This is a genomic window from Streptococcus sp. SP1 (genome assembly GCF_030440005.1).
Lineage (GTDB): Bacteria > Bacillota > Bacilli > Lactobacillales > Streptococcaceae > Streptococcus > Streptococcus parasanguinis.
In genome coordinates, this window is sequence record NZ_JAQFJJ010000001.1 from 69,899 (window position 1) to 89,334 (window position 19,436).

The 19,436-nt window shown below is 41.3% G+C and carries 16 protein-coding genes; 3 read left to right on the forward strand and 13 right to left on the reverse strand.

What is annotated here, in order from left to right:
- Window positions 1–143: 143 nt before the first annotated feature.
- Window positions 144–830, forward strand: a complete 687-nt coding sequence (locus tag PCY07_RS00340) for a cyclic nucleotide-binding domain-containing protein (RefSeq protein WP_301354907.1) — start codon at window positions 144–146, stop codon at window positions 828–830.
- Between the two features lie 59 nt (window positions 831–889).
- Entirely contained in the window at window positions 890–1,504 is a 615-nt protein-coding gene (gene def, locus PCY07_RS00345) for a peptide deformylase (protein WP_301354906.1), read from the forward strand.
- Window positions 1,505–1,595: 91 nt separating this feature from the next.
- Here the strand turns inward: def and PCY07_RS00350 are convergent, their stop codons facing one another.
- The 5 genes from PCY07_RS00350 to PCY07_RS00370 all read right to left on the reverse strand — a co-directional run bounded on the left by PCY07_RS00350 (window position 1,596) and on the right by PCY07_RS00370 (window position 6,797).
- Window positions 1,596–2,837 (reverse strand): aminopeptidase, encoded by a 1,242-nt coding sequence (locus PCY07_RS00350; RefSeq protein ID WP_301354904.1) that lies wholly within the window; start codon window positions 2,835–2,837, stop codon window positions 1,596–1,598.
- A 255-nt stretch (window positions 2,838–3,092) separates the two neighbouring features.
- Window positions 3,093–5,945 carry an AAA family ATPase gene (locus tag PCY07_RS00355; RefSeq protein WP_301354902.1) on the reverse strand — a complete coding sequence of 951 codons (2,853 nt, stop codon included), beginning with the start codon at window positions 5,943–5,945 and terminating at the stop codon, window positions 3,093–3,095.
- 150 nt (window positions 5,946–6,095) lie between these two features.
- On the reverse strand, window positions 6,096–6,245 hold the full coding sequence (locus PCY07_RS00360) for a hypothetical protein (RefSeq protein WP_155127304.1): 150 nt from the start codon (window positions 6,243–6,245) through the stop codon (window positions 6,096–6,098).
- A gap of 17 nt (window positions 6,246–6,262) precedes the next feature.
- The gene (locus PCY07_RS00365; RefSeq protein ID WP_003013623.1) at window positions 6,263–6,541 is read right to left on the reverse strand and encodes a type II toxin-antitoxin system YafQ family toxin; all 279 of its coding nucleotides are present in this window, start codon (window positions 6,539–6,541) and stop codon (window positions 6,263–6,265) included.
- Window positions 6,534–6,797: a type II toxin-antitoxin system RelB/DinJ family antitoxin gene (locus tag PCY07_RS00370; protein WP_009732165.1), complete on the reverse strand. Its 264-nt coding sequence runs from the start codon at window positions 6,795–6,797 to the stop codon at window positions 6,534–6,536. The genes PCY07_RS00365 and PCY07_RS00370 overlap by 8 nt, the downstream gene beginning before the upstream one ends.
- A gap of 191 nt (window positions 6,798–6,988) precedes the next feature.
- Between PCY07_RS00370 and PCY07_RS00375 the strand changes: the two genes are divergently transcribed.
- Complete coding sequence (locus tag PCY07_RS00375) at window positions 6,989–8,572, forward strand: ABC transporter ATP-binding protein (RefSeq protein ID WP_037616892.1); 1,584 nt, start codon at window positions 6,989–6,991, stop codon at window positions 8,570–8,572.
- A gap of 9 nt (window positions 8,573–8,581) precedes the next feature.
- Here PCY07_RS00375 and PCY07_RS00380 read toward each other — a convergent pair whose 3' ends face one another.
- From PCY07_RS00380 to PCY07_RS00415, 8 genes are all read right to left on the reverse strand, one after another.
- Window positions 8,582–9,445, reverse strand: a complete 864-nt coding sequence (locus PCY07_RS00380) for a helix-turn-helix domain-containing protein (RefSeq protein WP_301354897.1) — start codon at window positions 9,443–9,445, stop codon at window positions 8,582–8,584.
- 286 nt (window positions 9,446–9,731) lie between these two features.
- Window positions 9,732–14,126 (reverse strand): PolC-type DNA polymerase III, encoded by a 4,395-nt coding sequence (locus PCY07_RS00385; protein ID WP_301354895.1) that lies wholly within the window; start codon window positions 14,124–14,126, stop codon window positions 9,732–9,734.
- A gap of 197 nt (window positions 14,127–14,323) precedes the next feature.
- Window positions 14,324–14,863: a DUF3592 domain-containing protein gene (locus PCY07_RS00390; protein ID WP_301354893.1), complete on the reverse strand. Its 540-nt coding sequence runs from the start codon at window positions 14,861–14,863 to the stop codon at window positions 14,324–14,326.
- A gap of 9 nt (window positions 14,864–14,872) precedes the next feature.
- On the reverse strand, window positions 14,873–15,427 hold the full coding sequence (locus PCY07_RS00395) for a hypothetical protein (protein ID WP_301354891.1): 555 nt from the start codon (window positions 15,425–15,427) through the stop codon (window positions 14,873–14,875).
- A gap of 222 nt (window positions 15,428–15,649) precedes the next feature.
- Window positions 15,650–16,051, reverse strand: a complete 402-nt coding sequence (locus PCY07_RS00400) for a hypothetical protein (protein WP_003016125.1) — start codon at window positions 16,049–16,051, stop codon at window positions 15,650–15,652.
- Window positions 16,052–16,062: 11 nt separating this feature from the next.
- Window positions 16,063–16,977: a hypothetical protein gene (locus tag PCY07_RS00405; RefSeq protein ID WP_003016110.1), complete on the reverse strand. Its 915-nt coding sequence runs from the start codon at window positions 16,975–16,977 to the stop codon at window positions 16,063–16,065.
- Between the two features lie 4 nt (window positions 16,978–16,981).
- Window positions 16,982–19,081, reverse strand: a complete 2,100-nt coding sequence (locus PCY07_RS00410) for a hypothetical protein (protein ID WP_301354889.1) — start codon at window positions 19,079–19,081, stop codon at window positions 16,982–16,984.
- A gap of 24 nt (window positions 19,082–19,105) precedes the next feature.
- Window positions 19,106–19,423, reverse strand: coding sequence for a hypothetical protein (locus PCY07_RS00415; protein ID WP_031576567.1), 318 nt, complete (start codon window positions 19,421–19,423; stop codon window positions 19,106–19,108).
- Window positions 19,424–19,436: the final 13 nt, after the last annotated feature.

The following is a 19,436-nucleotide window of genomic DNA, read 5'->3' on the forward strand; positions in this document are numbered from 1 at the left end:
TTTTATTTCCTACACTTTACTGGTAACATTTGACTTTACTAATTTTTTTAGAAAAGATTCAAACTAGTATTTTCAATAGAATCCTAGTATAATCAATTTAGAAAGAGAAAAATAGGACATTTGTCCTATTTTAGGAGATTGAGATGAAAAAAATTTCCCCATCTACGAAACTCATGGAGATCATCACTGACTACCAATTGGATCAGATCTTTCCAGGTGACTGTCTTAGTCAGCTGGACCTCGTTCTCTATCAGGCTGGAGAGTATATCTGCCGTCAGGGTTCTGACCAAGATGTCATTCCTTATTTTCTCAAAGGCCGGCTCAAGATCGTCCACAGTCTTGAAAATGGTAGCGACACCATCCTTGAAATCCAAGAAAAACCTGGACTGTTAGGAGAGATTGAGCTCCTGCTCGATCGGGTCTGCATCACATCGGTCATCGCTGACCAAGACTCGCTAGTCGTCCAGCTCCCAGCCCAGCACTTTAAGAAGCGCCTCCTGATTGATCCAACCTTTCTGCGCTCTACGGCCAAGACCTTGGCTGAGAAATTGCACCAGATCAACTATTTAGCTCCTGCCAACTTTCATTATTCGGTCAAGGAGCGCGTGGCGACTCATTTCCTTGAGCATTGCGATGAAAATGGGGCCCTCAAGCCAAAGATGAATCAGCTAGCTCTGCGTTTTGGGATCAGCTACCGCCACCTTAGCCGCGTCATCAAGCAGATGATTGACGAGGGGTTGATCCAAAGAGAAGGGCGGATCTATACGATTTTAGATCCCAAAAGGATGAGTGATTTGTCCATCAAACATGCGGAAACTGTCGACAGATAACTTTAATTTTAGGCTCTTTTGTGTTATCATGGAGGGTAGAAAGAAAGTGAGAGAAAACGATGAAAGCAATTGAAAAAGTTACAAGAGCATCCCATTTGATTGATATGGATGACATCATCCGCGAAGGAAATCCAACACTTCGAGCAGTCGCTGAAGATGTGACCTTCCCTTTGCCTGATCAGGAAATTATCCTAGGTGAAAAAATGATGCAATTCTTGCACCATTCTCAAGACCCTGTTATGGCTGAAAAACTTGGCCTCCGTGGAGGAGTGGGGCTCGCAGCCCCTCAGCTGGATATCTCGAAACGGATTATCGCTGTTTTGGTACCCAATCCAGAAGATGCCGATGGCAACCCACCAAAAGAAGCCTATAGCCTTCAAGAAGTCATGTACAATCCAAAGGTTGTCGCCCATTCTGTCCAAGATGCGGCTCTTGGAGATGGGGAAGGCTGTCTCTCTGTAGACCGCAACGTCCCAGGCTATGTGGTTCGCCACGCCCGCGTGACCGTTGAGTATTTCACAAAAGACGGTGAAAAGAAACGCATCAAACTCAAAGGCTACAACTCCATCGTCGTTCAACATGAAATCGACCACACCAACGGTATTATGTTCTATGACCGCATCAACCCAAACAACCCATTTGAAATCAAAGAAGGACTCTTGATTTTAGAATAGAGCAAATGACAAAAAAGTAAGGTAGTAGTGATGATTCACTACTACCTTACTTTTTTTACGAGACTGCGTCTACCGATTTCTGTCCTGCTCCCTATATTGCCCAATCTCCGTTGCGGAAGACTGGGACGCGTGTTCCATCCTCACGGATACCGTCGATATCCATTTGGCTTGAGCCGATCATGAAGTCAACGTGGACATCTGAGCGGTTGAGGCCGGCTGCTTCGAGTTCTTCTTCTGTGAATTCTGCGCCCCCTTCTACGCTGGTTGCATAGGCTGCCCCGATGGCCAAGTGGTTAGAGGCATTTTCATCAAAGAGGGTGTTAAAGAAGGTAATGCCTGATTGGGAAATTGGGCTTGGATCTGGTACGAGAGCACATTCACCCAAGGCACGCGCTCCCTTGTTTTTGAAGACCAAATCTTTCATGACTTGATCGCCTTTTTCAGCTGTGATATCCACAATTTCTCCATTTTCAAAGGTCACTTTGATGCCTTCGATGATGTTCCCATTGTAGCTAAGCGGTTTTGTGGAAGTGACATAACCTTCTGCACGACGGAAGTCAGGAGCTGTGAAGACCTCTTCTGTCGGCATGTTTGGCAAGAAGCCTTCGCCTTGGGCATTGATAGCTCCAGCAGATTCCCAAACGTGGTTCTTCGGCAAGCCAAGAGTCAAATCAGTTCCTGGTGCTGTGTAATGAAGGGCTGAGAATTGTTCTTTATTAAGTGTATCTGCCTTGCTCTTGAGAATAGCTGCATGCTCTTCCCAAGCCTTGACTGGGTCTTCTTCGTACACCCGGCAGGTCTTGAAGATTTGATCCCACAGGAGATCCACTGCTTCTTCATCACTAGTCGCATTTGGGAAGACCTTTTTCGCCCATTCTAGTCCTGCTGCTGCAGCCACGGTCCAACTAACCTTGTTGGATTGAGTGGCGATGCGCATTGGTTTCATGGCCATGCCCAAAGCCTTGGCAGAAGCAGACAATTTCTCTGCATCGACACCATTTAAGGCACCTGGATCAGATGAGCGCACACCCAAACGACTCGCCTTGTGTTCCAAGAGGTAGTTCATCTCTGCAATCTTATAGTCAGGCACGTTGTCCAAGCGATCCATCGGTGCATGGAGGAACTTTTCCCGGGTAGTGAAGTCATCTGCCCACTGGACAATGACTTCGTGCGCACCCAAGGCATAGGCTTCCTTCACAATCAAGTGGGCCAATTCTCTTTGTTCCACATCAATGTTCAAGACCAAGGTATGGCCAGGTTGCACGTTGATACCGTTCGCAACCAATAATTTAGCGTATTTTTCGAGGTTTTCTTTAAAATTTGGTAAAACCATTGTTTTCTCCTTCATAAGTGAATGATCTCCTCCTAGTATACCATAAGTCCATGCAAAAAGAGAGTGGGACAGAAATCGGTAATTCGTTAGAATTCGATTTCGTCGTCCCACCTCCGCACAGTTGAGTAGGGCTGTAAAAGCTGATGAAATCAGCGTAGTAGAGCCCACTCAACCACTGCGTCTTGCTCGACAATCCAAAAATAATTGAGAGACTAGGACTTTTGTCCCAGCCTCCTTTTTCTTGTTCCTTTTAGCTTAAGGAAGAACATAGCCTTGATCATCTACTGTATGGGGATGCCCAGAATTGCCATTCTCCCTCAAGGCTTCCAAATCTTGATCCAAAATCGAATTGTAATCCGTACTACCTTCACGGGTTACTCGCGTCGATACTTGGCGCAAGAGTTTTTCATTGAGATTGCGGACCCAGCGACCATTACTATGGTCATTGGCACGCATATAATTTCCTTTCACAATCTCTCCGTAAAGGGCTTCATTGACTTGGTAGCCTTGCTTGTGCAATCCCAACAGACCGATCTCGACGATCTCATCTGGACTATAGTCCTCAAAGTCAAATGTAGTCGGGATCCGGCTTTGCAGACCTGAATTGACCTGCAAGAAGTCGTGCATCTCTTTCGTGTAACCGGCAAAGATTATAACGATATCGCGACGGTGGTCCTCCATAAATTTGAGGACTTCATCCAAGGCTTCCTTCCCAAAATCATCATTTGAACCGGTAAAGAGCGTATAGGCCTCATCAATAAAGAGGACTCCACCCAGCGCACTCTCTAAAACTTCGCGCGTCTTTAAGGCTGTTTGACCTTGGTAACCTCCAACCAGATTGCTCCGCGATACTTCGATGAATTTCTTCTGATTGATCACCCCTTTTTGGAAGAGGATATTGCCCAAAATACGGGCCACAGTCGTTTTCCCTGTACCGGGATTTCCAAGAAAGAGAGAGTGCAAGGTCGTGTCTTCGACGATGCCACCTTGTTCAACCCGTTTTTGATTGAACTCAGCCATGGCTACGAATTGTTCGACTTGCTCTTTCACTTTGGCAATTCCAACCAAACGGTTGAGGGCAGCCATCCCATCTTCTTCCTTGTCGGCTCCGGCTTGATACTTACCTTGGTTAAGGACAGCATCGATATCGCTATTGAGGATGGTCTCAATATCATCGGAACCTTGGGCCACTACCCGATCTGCCATGGTCTTGGTCAATTGCTCATCCAAGTTACGGATCCAGCGACCATTGCTCTTATCTAGCGAGCCATCATAGGCCCGTTTGACATGACGCGCATAGTAATCCCTGTCTTCGAGCTTGTAGTCCCCTTTGCTTAAAATCATTTCCCCTAGTTGGACAATCTCATCTCCCGTGAAATCTTCAAAGATGAAATTATTTGGTACCCGAGAACGGAGGCCTGGATTGGTCTTTAAGAACTCTTCCATTTCCTTGGTATAGCCGGCAAAGATGATCATGATGTCATCGCGATTGTCCTCCATAAACTTGAGGATGGTATTGATCGCCTCGATCCCAAAATCCGCACCACTGTCCTTCTTATCCAAGCTATAGGCTTCATCAATAAAGAGGATACCTCCTCGCGCTTTTTCAAGCAGGGCCTGGGTCTGTTCAGCTGTTCCTCCAATATTCGAAGAGATCAGATCGGACTCCGTTGCTTCCACGAAACGGAATTCTTCTCCTGAGAGAACACCCGCATCAAAGAGCACTTGTCCCAACAGACGAGCCACCGTCGTTTTCCCTGTACCAGGGTTTCCCATAAAGGCAGCGTGGAGGGTTTGCTTTTCAGGCGCCTTACCACTGGCAATCCGTTTCTTGTTAAATTCCACCATGTTGATCATTTTCTTGATCTCATGTTTGACTTTTTCAAGACCGATCAGGCTATTGAGTTCTTGAAGAGCATCTTGTTTCTTCTCTGGTCCAGAGCCCGTTGTAGGGTTTGATGCCACCGTTGCATCCATTGCCTGCTCCGCAGCAACGACTTGCGCATTGCCCTTAGCCACTTCTCTGCCAACAAGATAGTCACAGTCATCCTCAATTTCCTTGGTCAGATCACGCGCATCACCCTGCCTATAGGTCATGCTACCTGCCTTCACAAAGGCTCCACCTTGAAGCCGGATATTAGGATCCGCAATCTTATGACAAATCATATGCTCAGCCATCAGCACACCATCATCAAAAACTCCAAACGAAATGGTTTGGGCATTCTCATTCAAGAAGGTTGTTTCTCCAGTCAGGGAAGCAAAGGACTCTTCATAGACGCATAAAAATTCTGTAAATGTAGCCTGGTGAGCTCGGATCATACTATTGAATGAATTGATGGAGGTTATACGATCCGAATCCGAATTGAATTGAACATTATTGTCAAGACAGACTCCAGTTCCAGTAGGCAACTCAATTTTACAGTTTTCAGACTCCCAGATGACATTCCTCAACCAAACTGGTGGAAAGTCCTTTTCCAGATCCCCGCCTGTAATCGTTGAATTTTTTGCGATCACTTCTGAGTCCTTGGCATGGATCGTATTATTCCCAAATTTTTCAATATGGACATTTTCTAAGGTCAATTTAGATCCTTCTGACAGATCTATCTTAGAAAAAATCGTTGAATTTTGAATGGACAATTCTGATGCTGACATTCCGATGACACTTTGGTGTTTTTCCGGAACCTTCATCCCAACTCCATCCAATGTCATTTTCGAATGCGTATCCATATAGATAAAAAATTCACTATTTGTCGGAGTGGTGATTTCAAAATAGACCTGTTTACAAGTGATAGCTGACTCATTCCATAAGGTCAAGGCAGTATAGTTCCCACCAACTTTAAACCACAGATCTTCAAATGTCACCTGAGCTCCCTCTACAAATCGGAAAGAAGCCTCAATCGTGTTGTTAAACATGCGCCCATTACCATTTGGATTTGGAACTACATGCCCCACAAAATGAAGGCTCTTGTTGATCACAATTACCTCATCTGTCGGCCATTGAAACACATACCCATTTTCAAACTCGATGGTATCTCCATCCTGCGCTTTTTCAAGCGCATCCATAAAGTTCCAACTATTGTTGTAAGGCCCTACTAAATATCTTGCCACGCGCTTCTCCTTTGTTTCATCTTTTCTGTTTCCTTGTTATAAACACTTGTTACTAAAAATTGTAACACAATCCAGTACCAAAGAAAACACTTATCAGATTTGAAAGGACTGAAAAACCTCTATTTTCAAAAGGAAAATAGAGGCTGTCAGTTAATCTTTCAAGGCTGAAAACAAGCTGGCTAGAGCAATCGCTCCTGAGAGCAGGGCAGTGGAAAGGAGCAGCACATTGTCTGCCACTTCTAGCTTGTACTCAAAGACTTTTTCAGCTGGTTTGTCTTCTGCAAAAATTTCTAACTTCATGTTCTCCTCCTTTGTTTCTAGAACAAATCACTGTGACTTCCTGTCCTCAGCAAATTTAAAATCAATTCATCCTTATCTACTTTGTAAACCAAAAGCCAATCCGGCTGGATATGACACTCCCGAACACCTTGGAAATGCTTGGAATTGGTCAATTGATGGTCACGATATCTGACAGGAAGTTCTTTTTCTTGAACCAGAAAATTCAAGACTTCTTCTAACAAGTCTGCCTTCAAACCTCGCTTCATTGCTAACTTAAAATCTTTTTTAAACTGTTTATGATAACGAATCTTAAGCACGCAAGTCCTCCATCAAGTCTGAGACTGATTCAAAGGGTTGACTCATATTCCGATTTTGCTCTACATCCGTTACGACTTGGAGCAACTTCCCGTGATCGTCTAATCGAACATCAAAAGGTAAGCCCTGATATTGAATAGCCTGACGAAGGAAAATGTTGATAGCTGTTGTCATATCCATTCCCAAATGATTGAACACCAGTTGGGCCTGCTCCTTAACCTCACTATCCAAACGGATACTCATGCTCGTCTTTGACATATTCTCACCTTCTTTCTATCTTTTATTGTATCAAAAAAGAAAGCTATTGTAAATCCATAGGATATACAATAGATAGCTGTAAACTAAAATATAGTAAAGAAATAAAATTAGTATCCCAAATATGGGAGATCTCAGCCTGAGTTTTAGTTTTAGAATATAATGTTGCTATCATATATTAAGAGGTGAAAAATATGAAGCAGATTACGAAACAATATAAATTACTATATTTCTTGCTTATTTTATTAAGTCTGACAAGTGCTCTTTTAATGACATTCTTCTCTCTCCAATTAGGAAGAATACTTGATAGTATATCTAATTCAAATAGTGGATTACTCTTTCATATCACTATTTGTGTAAGTTCGATTTTACTGTGGTTCTTGATTTCTTGTTCCTATTCCTATCTTAAAAACCAATATGTAAAAAAAGTTATTTTAGATCTAAAAAGGCGTCTCTTATTACATTATTTATCGCGTGAATTTAACCAAATTGACAACCGTAACCATTCAGATTTCTTAAATAATATCACCAAAAACAGTGACCTTATTCAAGAAAATTTATTAATCCCTAAAATCTCTCTAATTGCAAATTTAGGGAGCCTTATCATGAGTGTGGTTGCTATTATTTATATAGAATGGCGATTAGCATTAGTCTTTCTTTTATTGTCGAGTATAACGATTTTTCTATCACAAATTCCTGGAAAGTTAATGACTAAATCAACAAATAATTATTCTCTACAAAATAATCACTATTTGTCAAAAATGACAAACTTTATTAATGGTTTTGAACAAATTAAGTTATTAAATATTCAAAGCTGGACCCAAGAAAAAATTCAGGAAATCAGTTTAGAATTTGAAGAGTCCAGAAAAACATATCAATTCTTAAAAGACTTAGCTTCAACTACTGGAATTTTACTAAGTTTTGGCTCTCAACTATCCTGTATGGTTGCTGGTATCTTTTTTGTAAGAAATAACTTACTGACTATTGGATTACTAGTAGCAAGTATTCAATTATTAAACGGTGTTTTTGCTCCATTACAATCTATTCTTTACAATAAAAATTTAATCAGCAGTAGCAAGTCCATTATTGATAATATCCAAGAAAATTTATATGAGACAAATCATGAAATTTTCCATAAAACAAGGACAATTGATTGTGATAACATTTCGACCATTTCTATTAGCCAATTACATTATGAAATTGAAAATAAAATATTATTTGATCATTTTTCCTATGAATTTAAAAAAGGCAAACGCTATGCGATTATAGGTGCTTCAGGAGCTGGGAAAACAACTTTAGTAAAATTAATACTAAACTATTATTCCAAAAATCTTTATGATGGGGAAATAAAAATCAACGGAAAACAGAATATTGATATTCCCTCAGAGGAGTTATATAAAGATATTGCATTTGTGCAAAAAAATGATTTTCTGATTGAAGGAAATATCCTAGAGAATATCAAACTGTCCAGAAACCTTTATTTAACTGAAAAATTAAGAAAAGCCTTAGGATTTAATGAAGACTTCCTTAATAAGAGTCTATCTCAATCAAATCAAACCATTTCAGAAGGAGAAAAGCAACGAATTGATTTAGCTAGGTTTTTAGCCAAACCATATTCTGTATATATTTTTGACGAACCTACAAGCAACCTTGATCCAATAAAAGCCAAAGCAATGATGGACTACATTCTATCCATTAAAGATGCAATTGTTATTGTCATTACTCATGATCAAAATCCAGAAATATTGGAAGAGTTTGATCACGTTATTACCCTATAGATAAATGGCCTAGTCTACTAAATGAATGATGTGTTTCTCAAAGTATTCTTTGTAATTTTTGTAGATTGTTTTATTGAAGAGTTCGAAAATTTTTAAAGCTTCTTCGATTTTTAAAAGTGATTTTTGATTATGATAGAATTTCAGTTCCAAATATCCATCTAAATACAGCAAAATAGTTTGTTCAAAAAAATCTGTGGAATCCGCTAATATATTCTTCGTAGCCTGTTTTAAAAATAAAGATTCCTCATATAAGTCGTTCTCAATCATTATAATCAAAGAATTGAGAAGTAGTTGAATGAGAGATTGTCTATTTCTAGGTATAGAACCATACAACTTCCCTTTTTTGAGCGCCTCTTTGGCATATCTAAATAATAAATCTGGAGATAGAACACGACAGCAATTTCCAAGGATAAGCGTTTCATAATAACCCCAGTTTTCAACAGAAAATAAATAATTTGTAAGATAAGAGGCGTCTTGACGACTCAATTGATGATTCTTATCCATTCCCGAAACAATACTTTCAATGAAAATAGCATTTAATTTATGGTAATGAGAATTTGTCCCATGAAAAAGTTCTATTTCTTTCTCTACCATATCTAGTAATGCTTGAGCATCTTCATTATATGCAGCTTGTTTAACAGAAGCTATTAAAGTATTAAAATCCGAAGGTTGATAATGATTACAGATAAGCAGAAATTCTTCTAGTGTCACTCCTATTCTTTCAAGAAGATACAATAACTTAAAGACAGAAATCTCTGTTTCTCCTAATTCAAATCTAGATATTTGAGATTTTGAAATTTCAGCACCTGCTAATGAAGAAATAGAAATTCCCTTTTCTTCTCTTATTTTCCTATAAGTTTCACCTAAAATCATACTTATCTCCATTCCATATCGAAAAGTTATTAAGGTATAGCAAACACTACTTCCGTTAAGCCTACTCTTGTTTGAGAGTATCATTATTAATAATTTATAGCGATCATTTTTGATAATTTCAATATATAACTTCCTAAAGTTTTAGTCTCTGGATAAAAACTTATTTATATTCTATCATATCTAAAAACCAGCAGAAATGAAAATCATAAAAATCATCTCTACTGGTTTTACTGTTAAGTCTTAATTAGATGAAACTTGATCAACTTTTGTAAATGGATTTCCTCCATCAAAACAAATCATCAAAGAGGCTCAACTGGTTATCCTCTGGCATATTGCCAAGAATGCCCATCTCATCCATCTTTTCAACTAGGGTAGACGAAACACCGCCACGCTTCCGGAGCTCGGTCTTAGAAAGGAATTCTCCTTCTTCACGCGCTCGCACGATTTGCTTGGCAACGTTCTCTCCTAGACCATCCATAGCGACAAATGGTGGAATCAGGGTATCCCCATCGATCAAGAATTCTGTCGCCTGACTGCGATAGAGGTCTAGCTTGCCAAACTTGAAGCCCCGCTCCCACATCTCATTGACAATCTCAAGGGTGGTGTAGAGATCGATCTCTACGTTGGAAGCTTCGTTGTTCTTGCGTTTTTCAGCGATTTCTTTCATCCGATCTTTCACGGCCTCAAGGCCTGCGCCCATAGTCTTGATGTCAAAGGCCTTGGCCCGAATCGAGAAGTAAGCACAGTAGTAATAAAGTGGATGATGTACCTTAAAGTAGGCTACACGAAGGGCCATCATAACATAGGCTGCCGCATGGGCTTTCGGGAACATGTACTTGATTTTTCCACAGGACTCAATGTACCATTCAGGGACATTGTTTTCCTTCATGGCTTGGATGTAGCCATTGCGCTCTTCTTCTGAGATCTTGAGCCACATGCCTTTCCGCACGCGCTCCATGATGGTAAAGGCCATCTTAGGCTTGAGCCCCGCGTGCATGAGGTAAACCATGATGTCGTCCCGACACCCGATAACGGTCGATAGGTCGGCAATGCCCGCTTTGATCAAGTCTTGGGCATTTCCCAACCACACGTCGGTACCGTGAGACAGACCAGAGAGCTGAAGTAACTCTGCGAAGGTCGTCGGATGGGTCTCTTCGACCATGCCCCGAACAAAGTTGGTCCCAAACTCTGGAATCCCCAACATCCCTGTCGGCGTTCCGATCTGCTCGGCTGTCACCCCTAGCACTTCCGTCCCAGAAAAGAGGGCCATGACCCCTGGATCATCCATAGGGATATCGTTCGGATCAATGCCTGATAAGTCCTGAAGTTTCCGAATCATGGTCGGATCATCATGTCCCAGGACATCGAGCTTAAGGACGTTCTCATCGATATCGTGGAAGTTAAAGTGGGTGGTCTGCCATTCAGCGGTCACATCATCTGCCGGATACTGGACCGGAGTAAAGTCATAGACATCCATATAGTTTGGAATAACAACGATTCCCCCCGGGTGCTGACCGGTCGTCCGTTTGACCCCAGCTGCACCGAGAGCCAAGCGCTCGACCTCAGCATCTCGGTAGTACTTGCCAAAATCCCGCTCATAGCCCTTGACAAAACCATAGGCGGTCTTAGCTGCGACCGTACCTACCGTTCCTGCCCGGAAGGCATATTCTTCCCCAAAGATATCACGAACATCCAAGTGGGCGCTCGGCTGATCTTCCCCTGAGAAGTTCAAATCGATATCGGGTACCTTGTCCCCATCAAAACCAAGGAAGGTTTCAAAAGGAATATCCTGGCCATTTTTGCTGAGCTTATGGCCACAGTTTGGACAATCCTTGTCCGGCATATCAAAACCAGATCCATAAGAACCGTCTGTGATGAACTCACTGTACTGGCACTGGCTACAAACATAGTGAGGCGAAAGCGGATTAACCTCGGTAATCCCGATCATGGTCGCGACAAAGCTGGAACCAACGGATCCACGCGATCCAACCAGGTAGCCCCGCTCATTGGAACGATGCACCAGCATTTGCGATGCTAGATAAATCACGGCAAAGCCATTCCCCAAGATGGAAGTCAATTCCTTTTCAATCCGCAGATCGACAATATCAGGAAGCGGATTACCATAGATCTCAAAGGCTCGCTTATAGGTCAATTCCGCAACCGTTTCTTCGGCCTTGTCGATAAATGGCGTATAGAGGTCACCCTTAACCACTTCGACCGGCTCAAAGGTCTCTGCGAGTGCATTGGTATTTTCAATGACAATCTTGCGTGCCAAGTCTTCTCCCAAAAAGGCAAATTCATCCAACATTTCATTGGTGGTTCTGAAATGCGCTTTTGGCAGTGGCGCTGGCTGGGCATCTTCTCCGTGCCCAATGGTCCGGTTGATCATGGCCCCTTGACCGAGACTACGGACAATGATCTCCCGATAGATCTCATCTTCTGGCTCCAGATAGTGGACATTACCCGTCGCAAGAACGGGCTTGCCGAGACGATCCCCCACTTCGATCAAGCTCTTGATAATGGTCTGGAGCTCCTCCATGTCCTTGACCTGCTCCTTGGCAATGAGGGGTGCGTAGATAGCCGGTGGCATAACCTCGATAAAGTCGTAGTACTTAGCCACTTCGACTGCCGCATCCACACCTTGCGACATGACCGCATCAAAAACTTCCCCTTCTGAGCAGGCCGATCCGAGGATCAAGCCCTCGCGGTGGGCGTCCAGCACGGTCTTGGGAATCCGTGGGACTCCTTCGAAATACTTGGTCCCAGAAAGTGACACCAGTTTAAACATGTTCTTAAGGCCGGTCTGGTTCTTGACATAGAGAGTCGCATGCTTGACCCGCGCCTTCTTATAAGAATTCTCATCGATCAAATCGATATTCAAGTCCTTAAGATTGGTCACCCCGTGCTTTTCAGCGACATCTTTAATGAAGATAAAGAGCAGGCGTCCCGTCGCTTCCGCATCGTAGTTGGCCATGTGGTGGTGCTCCAAGCCTACCCCAAAGCGCTTGGTCAATGGCCCCAAGCCATGCCGTTTAAAATCTGGATAGAGGTTGCGGGCAAATTCCAGGGTATCGATGACCGGCTGAGTGATCTTGGGAAGACCATGGCGCTCATAGTTAGCATTCATAAAGCCCACGTCAAAGGTAGCATTGTGGGCAACGAGAACCGTTCCCTCACAGAAGGCCTGAAATTCCTTTAAGACCTGCACCAAGGGCTTGGCACCCCGGACATGCTCATTGGTGATCCCTGTCAATTGGGTCGTAAAGGCGGACAAAGGATGGCCTGGATCGATAAACTCATCAAACTCCTCAATGACATTGCCTTTGTACATCTTAGAAGCGGCGACCTGGATCAAGTCATTATAAATGGCTGAAAGTCCCGTCGTTTCCACGTCAAAGACCACATAAGTCGCTTCATTGAGGTCCAGATCCACCTCGTTATAGGTGATGGGCACCTTGTCCTCTACGATATTGGCTTCCATCCCATAGATCAGCTGGATTCCAGCTTTCTTGGCTGCTTTAAAGCCATGCGGGAAACTCTGCACATTGCCATGGTCGGTAATGGCCACCGCCTTGTGGCCCCACTCAGCTGCCTTGGCGATCAGCTCTTCAACTTCTGGCAGGGCATCCATCGTCGACATATTGGTATGCGCGTGGAATTCCACCCGGCGCTCACCCTCTGGCATCAGGTCCTTGCGGGCATAATGCACGACTTCCTGGATGTCTTGGACATTCATGGTCAAGTCGCGCGTGAAATTGTTCATTTCGATATTTCCCCGCACCCGTAGCCAGCTGTTCTTCTTGATCATGTCAAACTTCTGGGCTTCTTCCTCATTTTTCACCCATTTCTGAAGGGAAAAACTCGAGGTATAATCAGTCATCTTAAAGCTGATCAAAACCCGACCGGTCCGCGTCACCTTGTGCTCCACGTCAAAGACCACACCCTCAAAGACAATCCGGTTCTCTTCTGTCGTAATCTCGATCATTGGAGTGATCTCGGCCTTGTCTAGCTTGGGTTTAGCTGCCGCCTTCTTAGCCTTGAAATCAAAGGCTGGCTTTTCTTCAACCGCTGGTGGCGGAGCCATCTGGGCCAAGGATTCCATAGCCCGCAAGGTCTCTTCATTGGCCGCTTGGAAGATCTTTTCATTTTCCTCCTCAAAGCGCGCCACTTCTTGCTCTGTCAACTCCTCATCAGACTCCACCCGACAGGTGAAATGCGGAAAACCAAAGGCTTCCAACTGCTTGGCAAGGTTGGGCAAATGGTTCTTACGAAAATGCTCCGTATCAACCGAAGAAGGCCCTGAGATGATCAATTCCTGCCCTTCCGCGCGCACCTGCAAGTCTTGGTAAAGCCCCTTAAAACCTTGACTAGCGCAAGGCCCTTCCTCAAAGACCTCCCGGTAGTAGGCCTGCAACAAGTCAGCAGAAAAATCCTGATTAGCCACTTGGATGGTAAAGGTCGCCTGGTTTCCTGTCTTTGAAAATTCGTCCTTCAAGCGCTGGCGCAATTCCTTAAACAAAGCAATCGGCAAGACTTCCGCAAAAGCAAAGCGGAACTCCCAGACCCGACTGACCTTGTGCACCACGACTTCTTGAATCTCCGCATGCAAAAAGGCACTGGAAGATCGCATCTCCAGCGGCATATCCAGCTGATCCATTAAAATTTCAAAGGTGTTGGACATTGTTTCTCCCTTGATCTTGATTCTTTTGCTCGCATTTGAGTGGCCCACTTTATAGCTGGAAAATAGACCATTCAAAAACATTCGTAACCCTTATTTTATCACAATTTAAGGATTAATTCGAGGGAGAAGTGAAGACGAAAAAATCACCGATAGGACGGTGATTTCTCTCCATCTTTTATTCAGTTAGAGTTGATCCATCATTTATACTTCATCCCCATAGTGATGGCCACAACTGCCAAAATAGGCAATAAAATTAACATCCAGATTCCAATCCACATTTCCTGCTTATAAGATTTGTCTAGCCCACCATAGCGTTCAACGTATGATTCTTTTGGACAAGCTGGATTATACCAGACCGTCATGGTCGATCCCAGTGGAAAAGCATCTTGAAAAAGATTCCCCTTTGAGTCTGTAGAATTGGTGTAGATGGTTATCCTTTGCGCCATCAAATCGATATCGCTAGCCGCTTGATTCGTTTTCCAAGGAAGTGTCGCCCGCACCACCCGATAATATTTTAGGCTATTATGATAGATCTGACCATCCACTCTATATTCGACAATTGGAGCCGCTACAATTTGTGCCCTCTTATAGCCAACTACCACTCCCTCAATGCTCTTTGAAGAGAGGGTCTTAATCCTAACTTCTCGTCTATAAAAATGTCCAAAAAAGAGTACGGTAAACAAAGGAAATCCAATAACAGCCACAGCAATGACTAGAAGTATTCTAATATCAGGCATGTCCATCAGCTACTTCATCATAATGTCTGTAATACTCAGACTCATCTTCGTTTCATCTGATATCTTCTCTACGATCGAGCTTTGTTCGCTCGTCAAAGGAAGCAATAAGAGTGTCGCTGATTGGGTCGGTAATTTGCCATTTTCAGAAATACTATACTCAACTAACTGATTTTGATATATAGATTGTCCATCATAACTCCAATTGAGCTTAAACTCTGCATCATGATCAATATTCTTTGTCGTTTTGTTGACCAACATAAATACTGCATATTCTTGTTGGTTCAAAGTATAGGTACTCCCTGTATAATACAAAGTGATCTCACCTTGCTTGCCATCCTCCGGATGCTCCTTAACTAACTTCTTACCCAGTTCGATCAAATCAGATGTTTTTCCTTCGAATTGGGGTGCAACTACAAATTTCAAGCCCTTTTTCTCTTTAGCAGACGAGGAGGCTTTTGTACTTTGCTCTGTTTTGCTTGTGGTCGACTCCTTGGTCTCTTTTTTCGGCTGAGCACAAGCTGTTAATACAAGCACACTCGCCAGTAATACCATCATCTTTTTCATGGAACATTCCCCTTCTTTTGTGATTGAGTTGGATTTAAAAACATTTTCTACTATCATACCAAAAAATTAGTTTGAAGATCAAGTTAGTTACCAGGTGGAGGGAGTTGAGAGAATGAAAAAAGAGAGAACTCAGGTTCTCTCTAAAATCTATTTTGCTTCGTTTCTTTTTCAGCCAGCTCATTTATTAAGAGTTGGGTTAGCTACTTTCATTAAAAGAATGTGCTATGCAGGAAAATCGTTGAATTGTGAATTTATATGTTCTACCATTTTACGACGGTGGAAACGATCTGAAGAATTTTTCCCATTAGAAACAAAGTGATCCTGTCTTTGAGATCTTGTACCAAAAGGTATTTCTTTTATTCCGCCATCAATCATCCCTTCTAATTCTTTATCTGATTTTTTAAATGCATCTGCTACTTTATCCAGAAATGTATTAAGACCTTCAACTACAATAACAAGATCTTTTGCGCTATCTCCAACAGCTTTTAAAGCGGTATCTAATTCATGAGCCGACTCATCTTCTAATATACCAACCGAAAAACTATCGCTCCCATTTCCCGCATAATTCTCTAAATAAACTTGAACTGATTGAATTTCTTCCGATTTAATTAACTTTTTCGACATTTTATCTCCTTCTATAAGTGATCTCGATGTTTTTCGTACCAGTCTCTGTATTCTTTATACGTATGGATCGGAGTTTGCTCATTTGTCTTTGGATCTGTTGCAATAACATCTAATTTATCCTGACCAATTGGTGCAAACCAATGGCGCATATCTTGGAAAATAGCTTCCGGATCACTATATTCTCCTTGTCTAATTTCTACTCTAGCTAACCCTTTCATATCTTTATAGTAATTAGAGTATTCCTTTATAAAATTTAGATTAGTGTCCTTTCTAACATCATCTTCTTCATTATATGATAAATCATAATAACTTATAAAACCATACTCAGTAGTTATGTCATCTAGATTAGTATAAGGAAACGAAAAGGGGACCCATTTATATTCCGTCTTATCTTCAGGAAGTGCCTGTACGATCTTCTCACTTTCTAAATCTAAAGCGACTTCTTTTTTATCTTTATCGTTCTCCTTATTTACCAAAGAAAGAACCATATAATCCCTTCCATTATCCGAATATCCTCTTCTTGCCTGAAAGGCCAGTTTATATCTCTGATCATAGGTTTGTAAAAGTTTGACCACATCAATCGTTTTCGGTGGATTCTTCAAATGATTAAGGTCGTAGACATCAAAAGATAATTCAACCGGCTGATTAGATCCTCTACCTACAAATTTAGCATTCTTTGCAACAAAATGATTAGACGAAACATACGAACCATTAGGTCTAGTTGTCTCATAAAAAACATAGCGATTCTGAGGTCCAAAAGTTTCGATTCTTTCTACCTTTGTTTTAACAATCTGTACTTCATGTCCTTCCTTCCACTGAACATATTTAGGCCAGGCATAGGAATAAGCTAAGTACGCAAAGAGAGTTAACAAAATCAAACTCACAATCACCTTAGTTCGAAAGCTGAGGGACTTTAGGTATTTCATTAAGTTAAAATCCTCCTTCTGATATTTTTTGATAAACATCAATATAATCGCTAGCTAACTGCTCACGAGTATAGGTTTTCCTTTGATAATCAACAAGTGCATTTTTATCACTAGCAGCAGCAAGTCCCTCCCAGACTTGATTGCTCCCTATTTGATCAATTGATTTATCTCCCTTCCCTAACAAGTAATTTTTTACTTCTTCTGTGAATGGGCCACTATCGCTTGGTTCATTTCTTAGAACATTTTGGGAGAATTTCACTTCCTCCAAAGCTTTTTTTGGACTTCGTCCTTCTTCCAATGCTTTATGAAATGCTGGGGCTTTTAGTCCTGATCTATCCATATCATGAATCTGTAAAGCTGCCTGAAGATCATATTGAGGTGTGAAACTGGTGGATTTGTATTCATAATGCCCACCAACTGTATGGTAAACCGAACGTCCTCCAATATCAAATAATTTATTTTTTACACCTTCTTTACTTTCATCTATCTTCTTCACTAGTTCATTAGAAGTTTCAAAATATTTACTCACAGCATGAAGTGCATCCAAAGTCACACCTGCTGGTTTAGCTATTTGCCCAGAAAAATAATCCTTATTATTTCTTGCAGCATCAACATAATCGGATACTTCATCCTTATATGTGAAGATATCTGAAAGTACAGTTACTCCCATTGCAGCCATTGGCCCATAAGGACCTGCTGCAGCAGAAGCACTCATCTTCATAACATTTGACAAAAACTCCAGTCCAGCCTTATTTCGTCTCTCGTTTAGTTGACGTAATCTCTCTGTATATTGATCTCCACTAACTGAAAATTCTTTGTCATAACTATTTACATTTACCTGTCCATCACTTCCAACCTGATGTCGTACCAATTTAAAAGTTAGTCCTTGAGCAGTGAGGTTAAGAGATTTCGTATCTATAACATTTGCTATCACTGATTCTCCCATTGATTGAGGAATTCTGTTTGTTCCTAGTTGATAAACATTCATTCCTTCAAACAACCCCGTCAAAGAGTTTGCTAAGAACAGTTTGTGACGTATATTAGCCAACTCAGGCTCAGATTTCAACAACTCCTCTTTATACTTCTCATAATCCTTAACAGATCCATTTAAAGGAAACTCTGGCTTACTATCAAATGCTTGTGCAATAAGCGATAAACCATATCTATCTCCTCCTTTAATTAATTTTTCTGTGTAGGTTGCTACATCTGATGAATTCTGTGCCTGTAGAGCATCTAAAAAGGTTTTTAAGTTTGAGAAGTCAGTCTTACCTTCTTGAATACGTTCTACTTCCCCATACAGGAAACTATAAGCAATTGTCATCATATTTTCGCTAACATGTGTCGCATTTACTTTTCCAAGATCCTTATAGGGATTAGGAGAATATAAAGCTTCAACAATTTTACCATCTCCTGCGTCACTAATTGCATCAATAGCTTTCAATTGCTCTACTGTAGTAATCCGCTTTTCAGCAATAGCTTTAACTACTGCACTTGGATCCAACTCTCCTAGATATCGTGCATGATTTAACGCTACTTGAATAGCCTCTAAATTTACCTTAACTGTTTTTAAACCATCTAAAAATTGAACAAAATACCCTTGAATAATTTCGTCAGTCTGTACTCGAGTACTACCAGACTGTTCCAATTCTTTAGTAGCATCTTGACATTCAGACAGTACAGAAATTTTCGCTTGGCTCAATATTGTTGCAGCTGTAGCAAAATAGGAATCTAATTTTTTCTGAATAGCTTCTATCTTATTTTTTTGTTCTACTATTAGTTTATTTTTTACACCTTCTGCACCTTCACCTCCGTCCTTCGACCAAACTTCCTTTTCAAATCCCAGACCGTTAAGTAAAGCTTCATAATTCACCATAACAGAACCAAAATCATCGAGGTAAGAAGGATAATCATTGAATACCACCTTTTGAATTTGATTTAACTTATTAACAAACTCAGTAATAGCTACTCCTTCATTTCCTGATACTTTTAATTCGAATTTTTTATATGCATTAGCTATACCTGACTCATATTTTTTTGCGACTTCCTTCATGTTTTTCCCTAACAAAGCAAGTTGAGTCATATCATTAACAGTAATAGTTGACATTAGTTCCCCTTATTTTTCAAAAAATCATAATAACATGGCTGCCTCGGATTGCAACTCTCGGTATTTTGCATTTAATTCCTCAATTATTGTGGATCTTTTATTATTAAAAACCGATTCAATATTCTTCAGAATGTTTTCTTCATCTTCCGTCAAGGTTTGATATTTTTTACCCGCTAAATGGTAGCTTGCCTTAATATTCTCATCACTAACTAAAACATAATCAACTTTCGTTGTAACTCCATTTAATCCAGCAATGACTTTCTCAATTTGGGACATCTTAGATCGAATATAGGCTAATTTAGCTTCCTTTCCCTCGGTATCCATTATTAATACATATCCCATAATCCATCCCCTT

Bases quoted from the DNA above. Each gene is read 5' to 3' on its own strand.
- PCY07_RS00340 (WP_301354907.1), top strand. From the start codon at position 144: ATGAAAAAAATTTCCCCATCTACGAAACTCATGGAGATCATCACTGAC.
- def (WP_301354906.1), top strand. From the start codon at position 890: ATGAAAGCAATTGAAAAAGTTACAAGAGCATCCCATTTGATTGATATG.
- PCY07_RS00350 (WP_301354904.1), bottom strand. From the start codon at position 2,837: ATGGTTTTACCAAATTTTAAAGAAAACCTCGAAAAATACGCTAAATTA.
- PCY07_RS00360 (WP_155127304.1), bottom strand. From the start codon at position 6,245: ATGAAGTTAGAAATTTTTGCAGAAGACAAACCAGCTGAAAAAGTCTTT.
- PCY07_RS00370 (WP_009732165.1), bottom strand. From the start codon at position 6,797: ATGTCAAAGACGAGCATGAGTATCCGTTTGGATAGTGAGGTTAAGGAG.
- PCY07_RS00375 (WP_037616892.1), top strand. From the start codon at position 6,989: ATGAAGCAGATTACGAAACAATATAAATTACTATATTTCTTGCTTATT.
- PCY07_RS00380 (WP_301354897.1), bottom strand. From the start codon at position 9,445: ATGATTTTAGGTGAAACTTATAGGAAAATAAGAGAAGAAAAGGGAATT.
- PCY07_RS00385 (WP_301354895.1), bottom strand. From the start codon at position 14,126: ATGTCCAACACCTTTGAAATTTTAATGGATCAGCTGGATATGCCGCTG.
- PCY07_RS00390 (WP_301354893.1), bottom strand. From the start codon at position 14,863: ATGCCTGATATTAGAATACTTCTAGTCATTGCTGTGGCTGTTATTGGA.
- PCY07_RS00395 (WP_301354891.1), bottom strand. From the start codon at position 15,427: ATGAAAAAGATGATGGTATTACTGGCGAGTGTGCTTGTATTAACAGCT.
- PCY07_RS00400 (WP_003016125.1), bottom strand. From the start codon at position 16,051: ATGTCGAAAAAGTTAATTAAATCGGAAGAAATTCAATCAGTTCAAGTT.
- PCY07_RS00405 (WP_003016110.1), bottom strand. From the start codon at position 16,977: ATGAAATACCTAAAGTCCCTCAGCTTTCGAACTAAGGTGATTGTGAGT.
- PCY07_RS00410 (WP_301354889.1), bottom strand. From the start codon at position 19,081: ATGTCAACTATTACTGTTAATGATATGACTCAACTTGCTTTGTTAGGG.
- PCY07_RS00415 (WP_031576567.1), bottom strand. From the start codon at position 19,423: ATGGGATATGTATTAATAATGGATACCGAGGGAAAGGAAGCTAAATTA.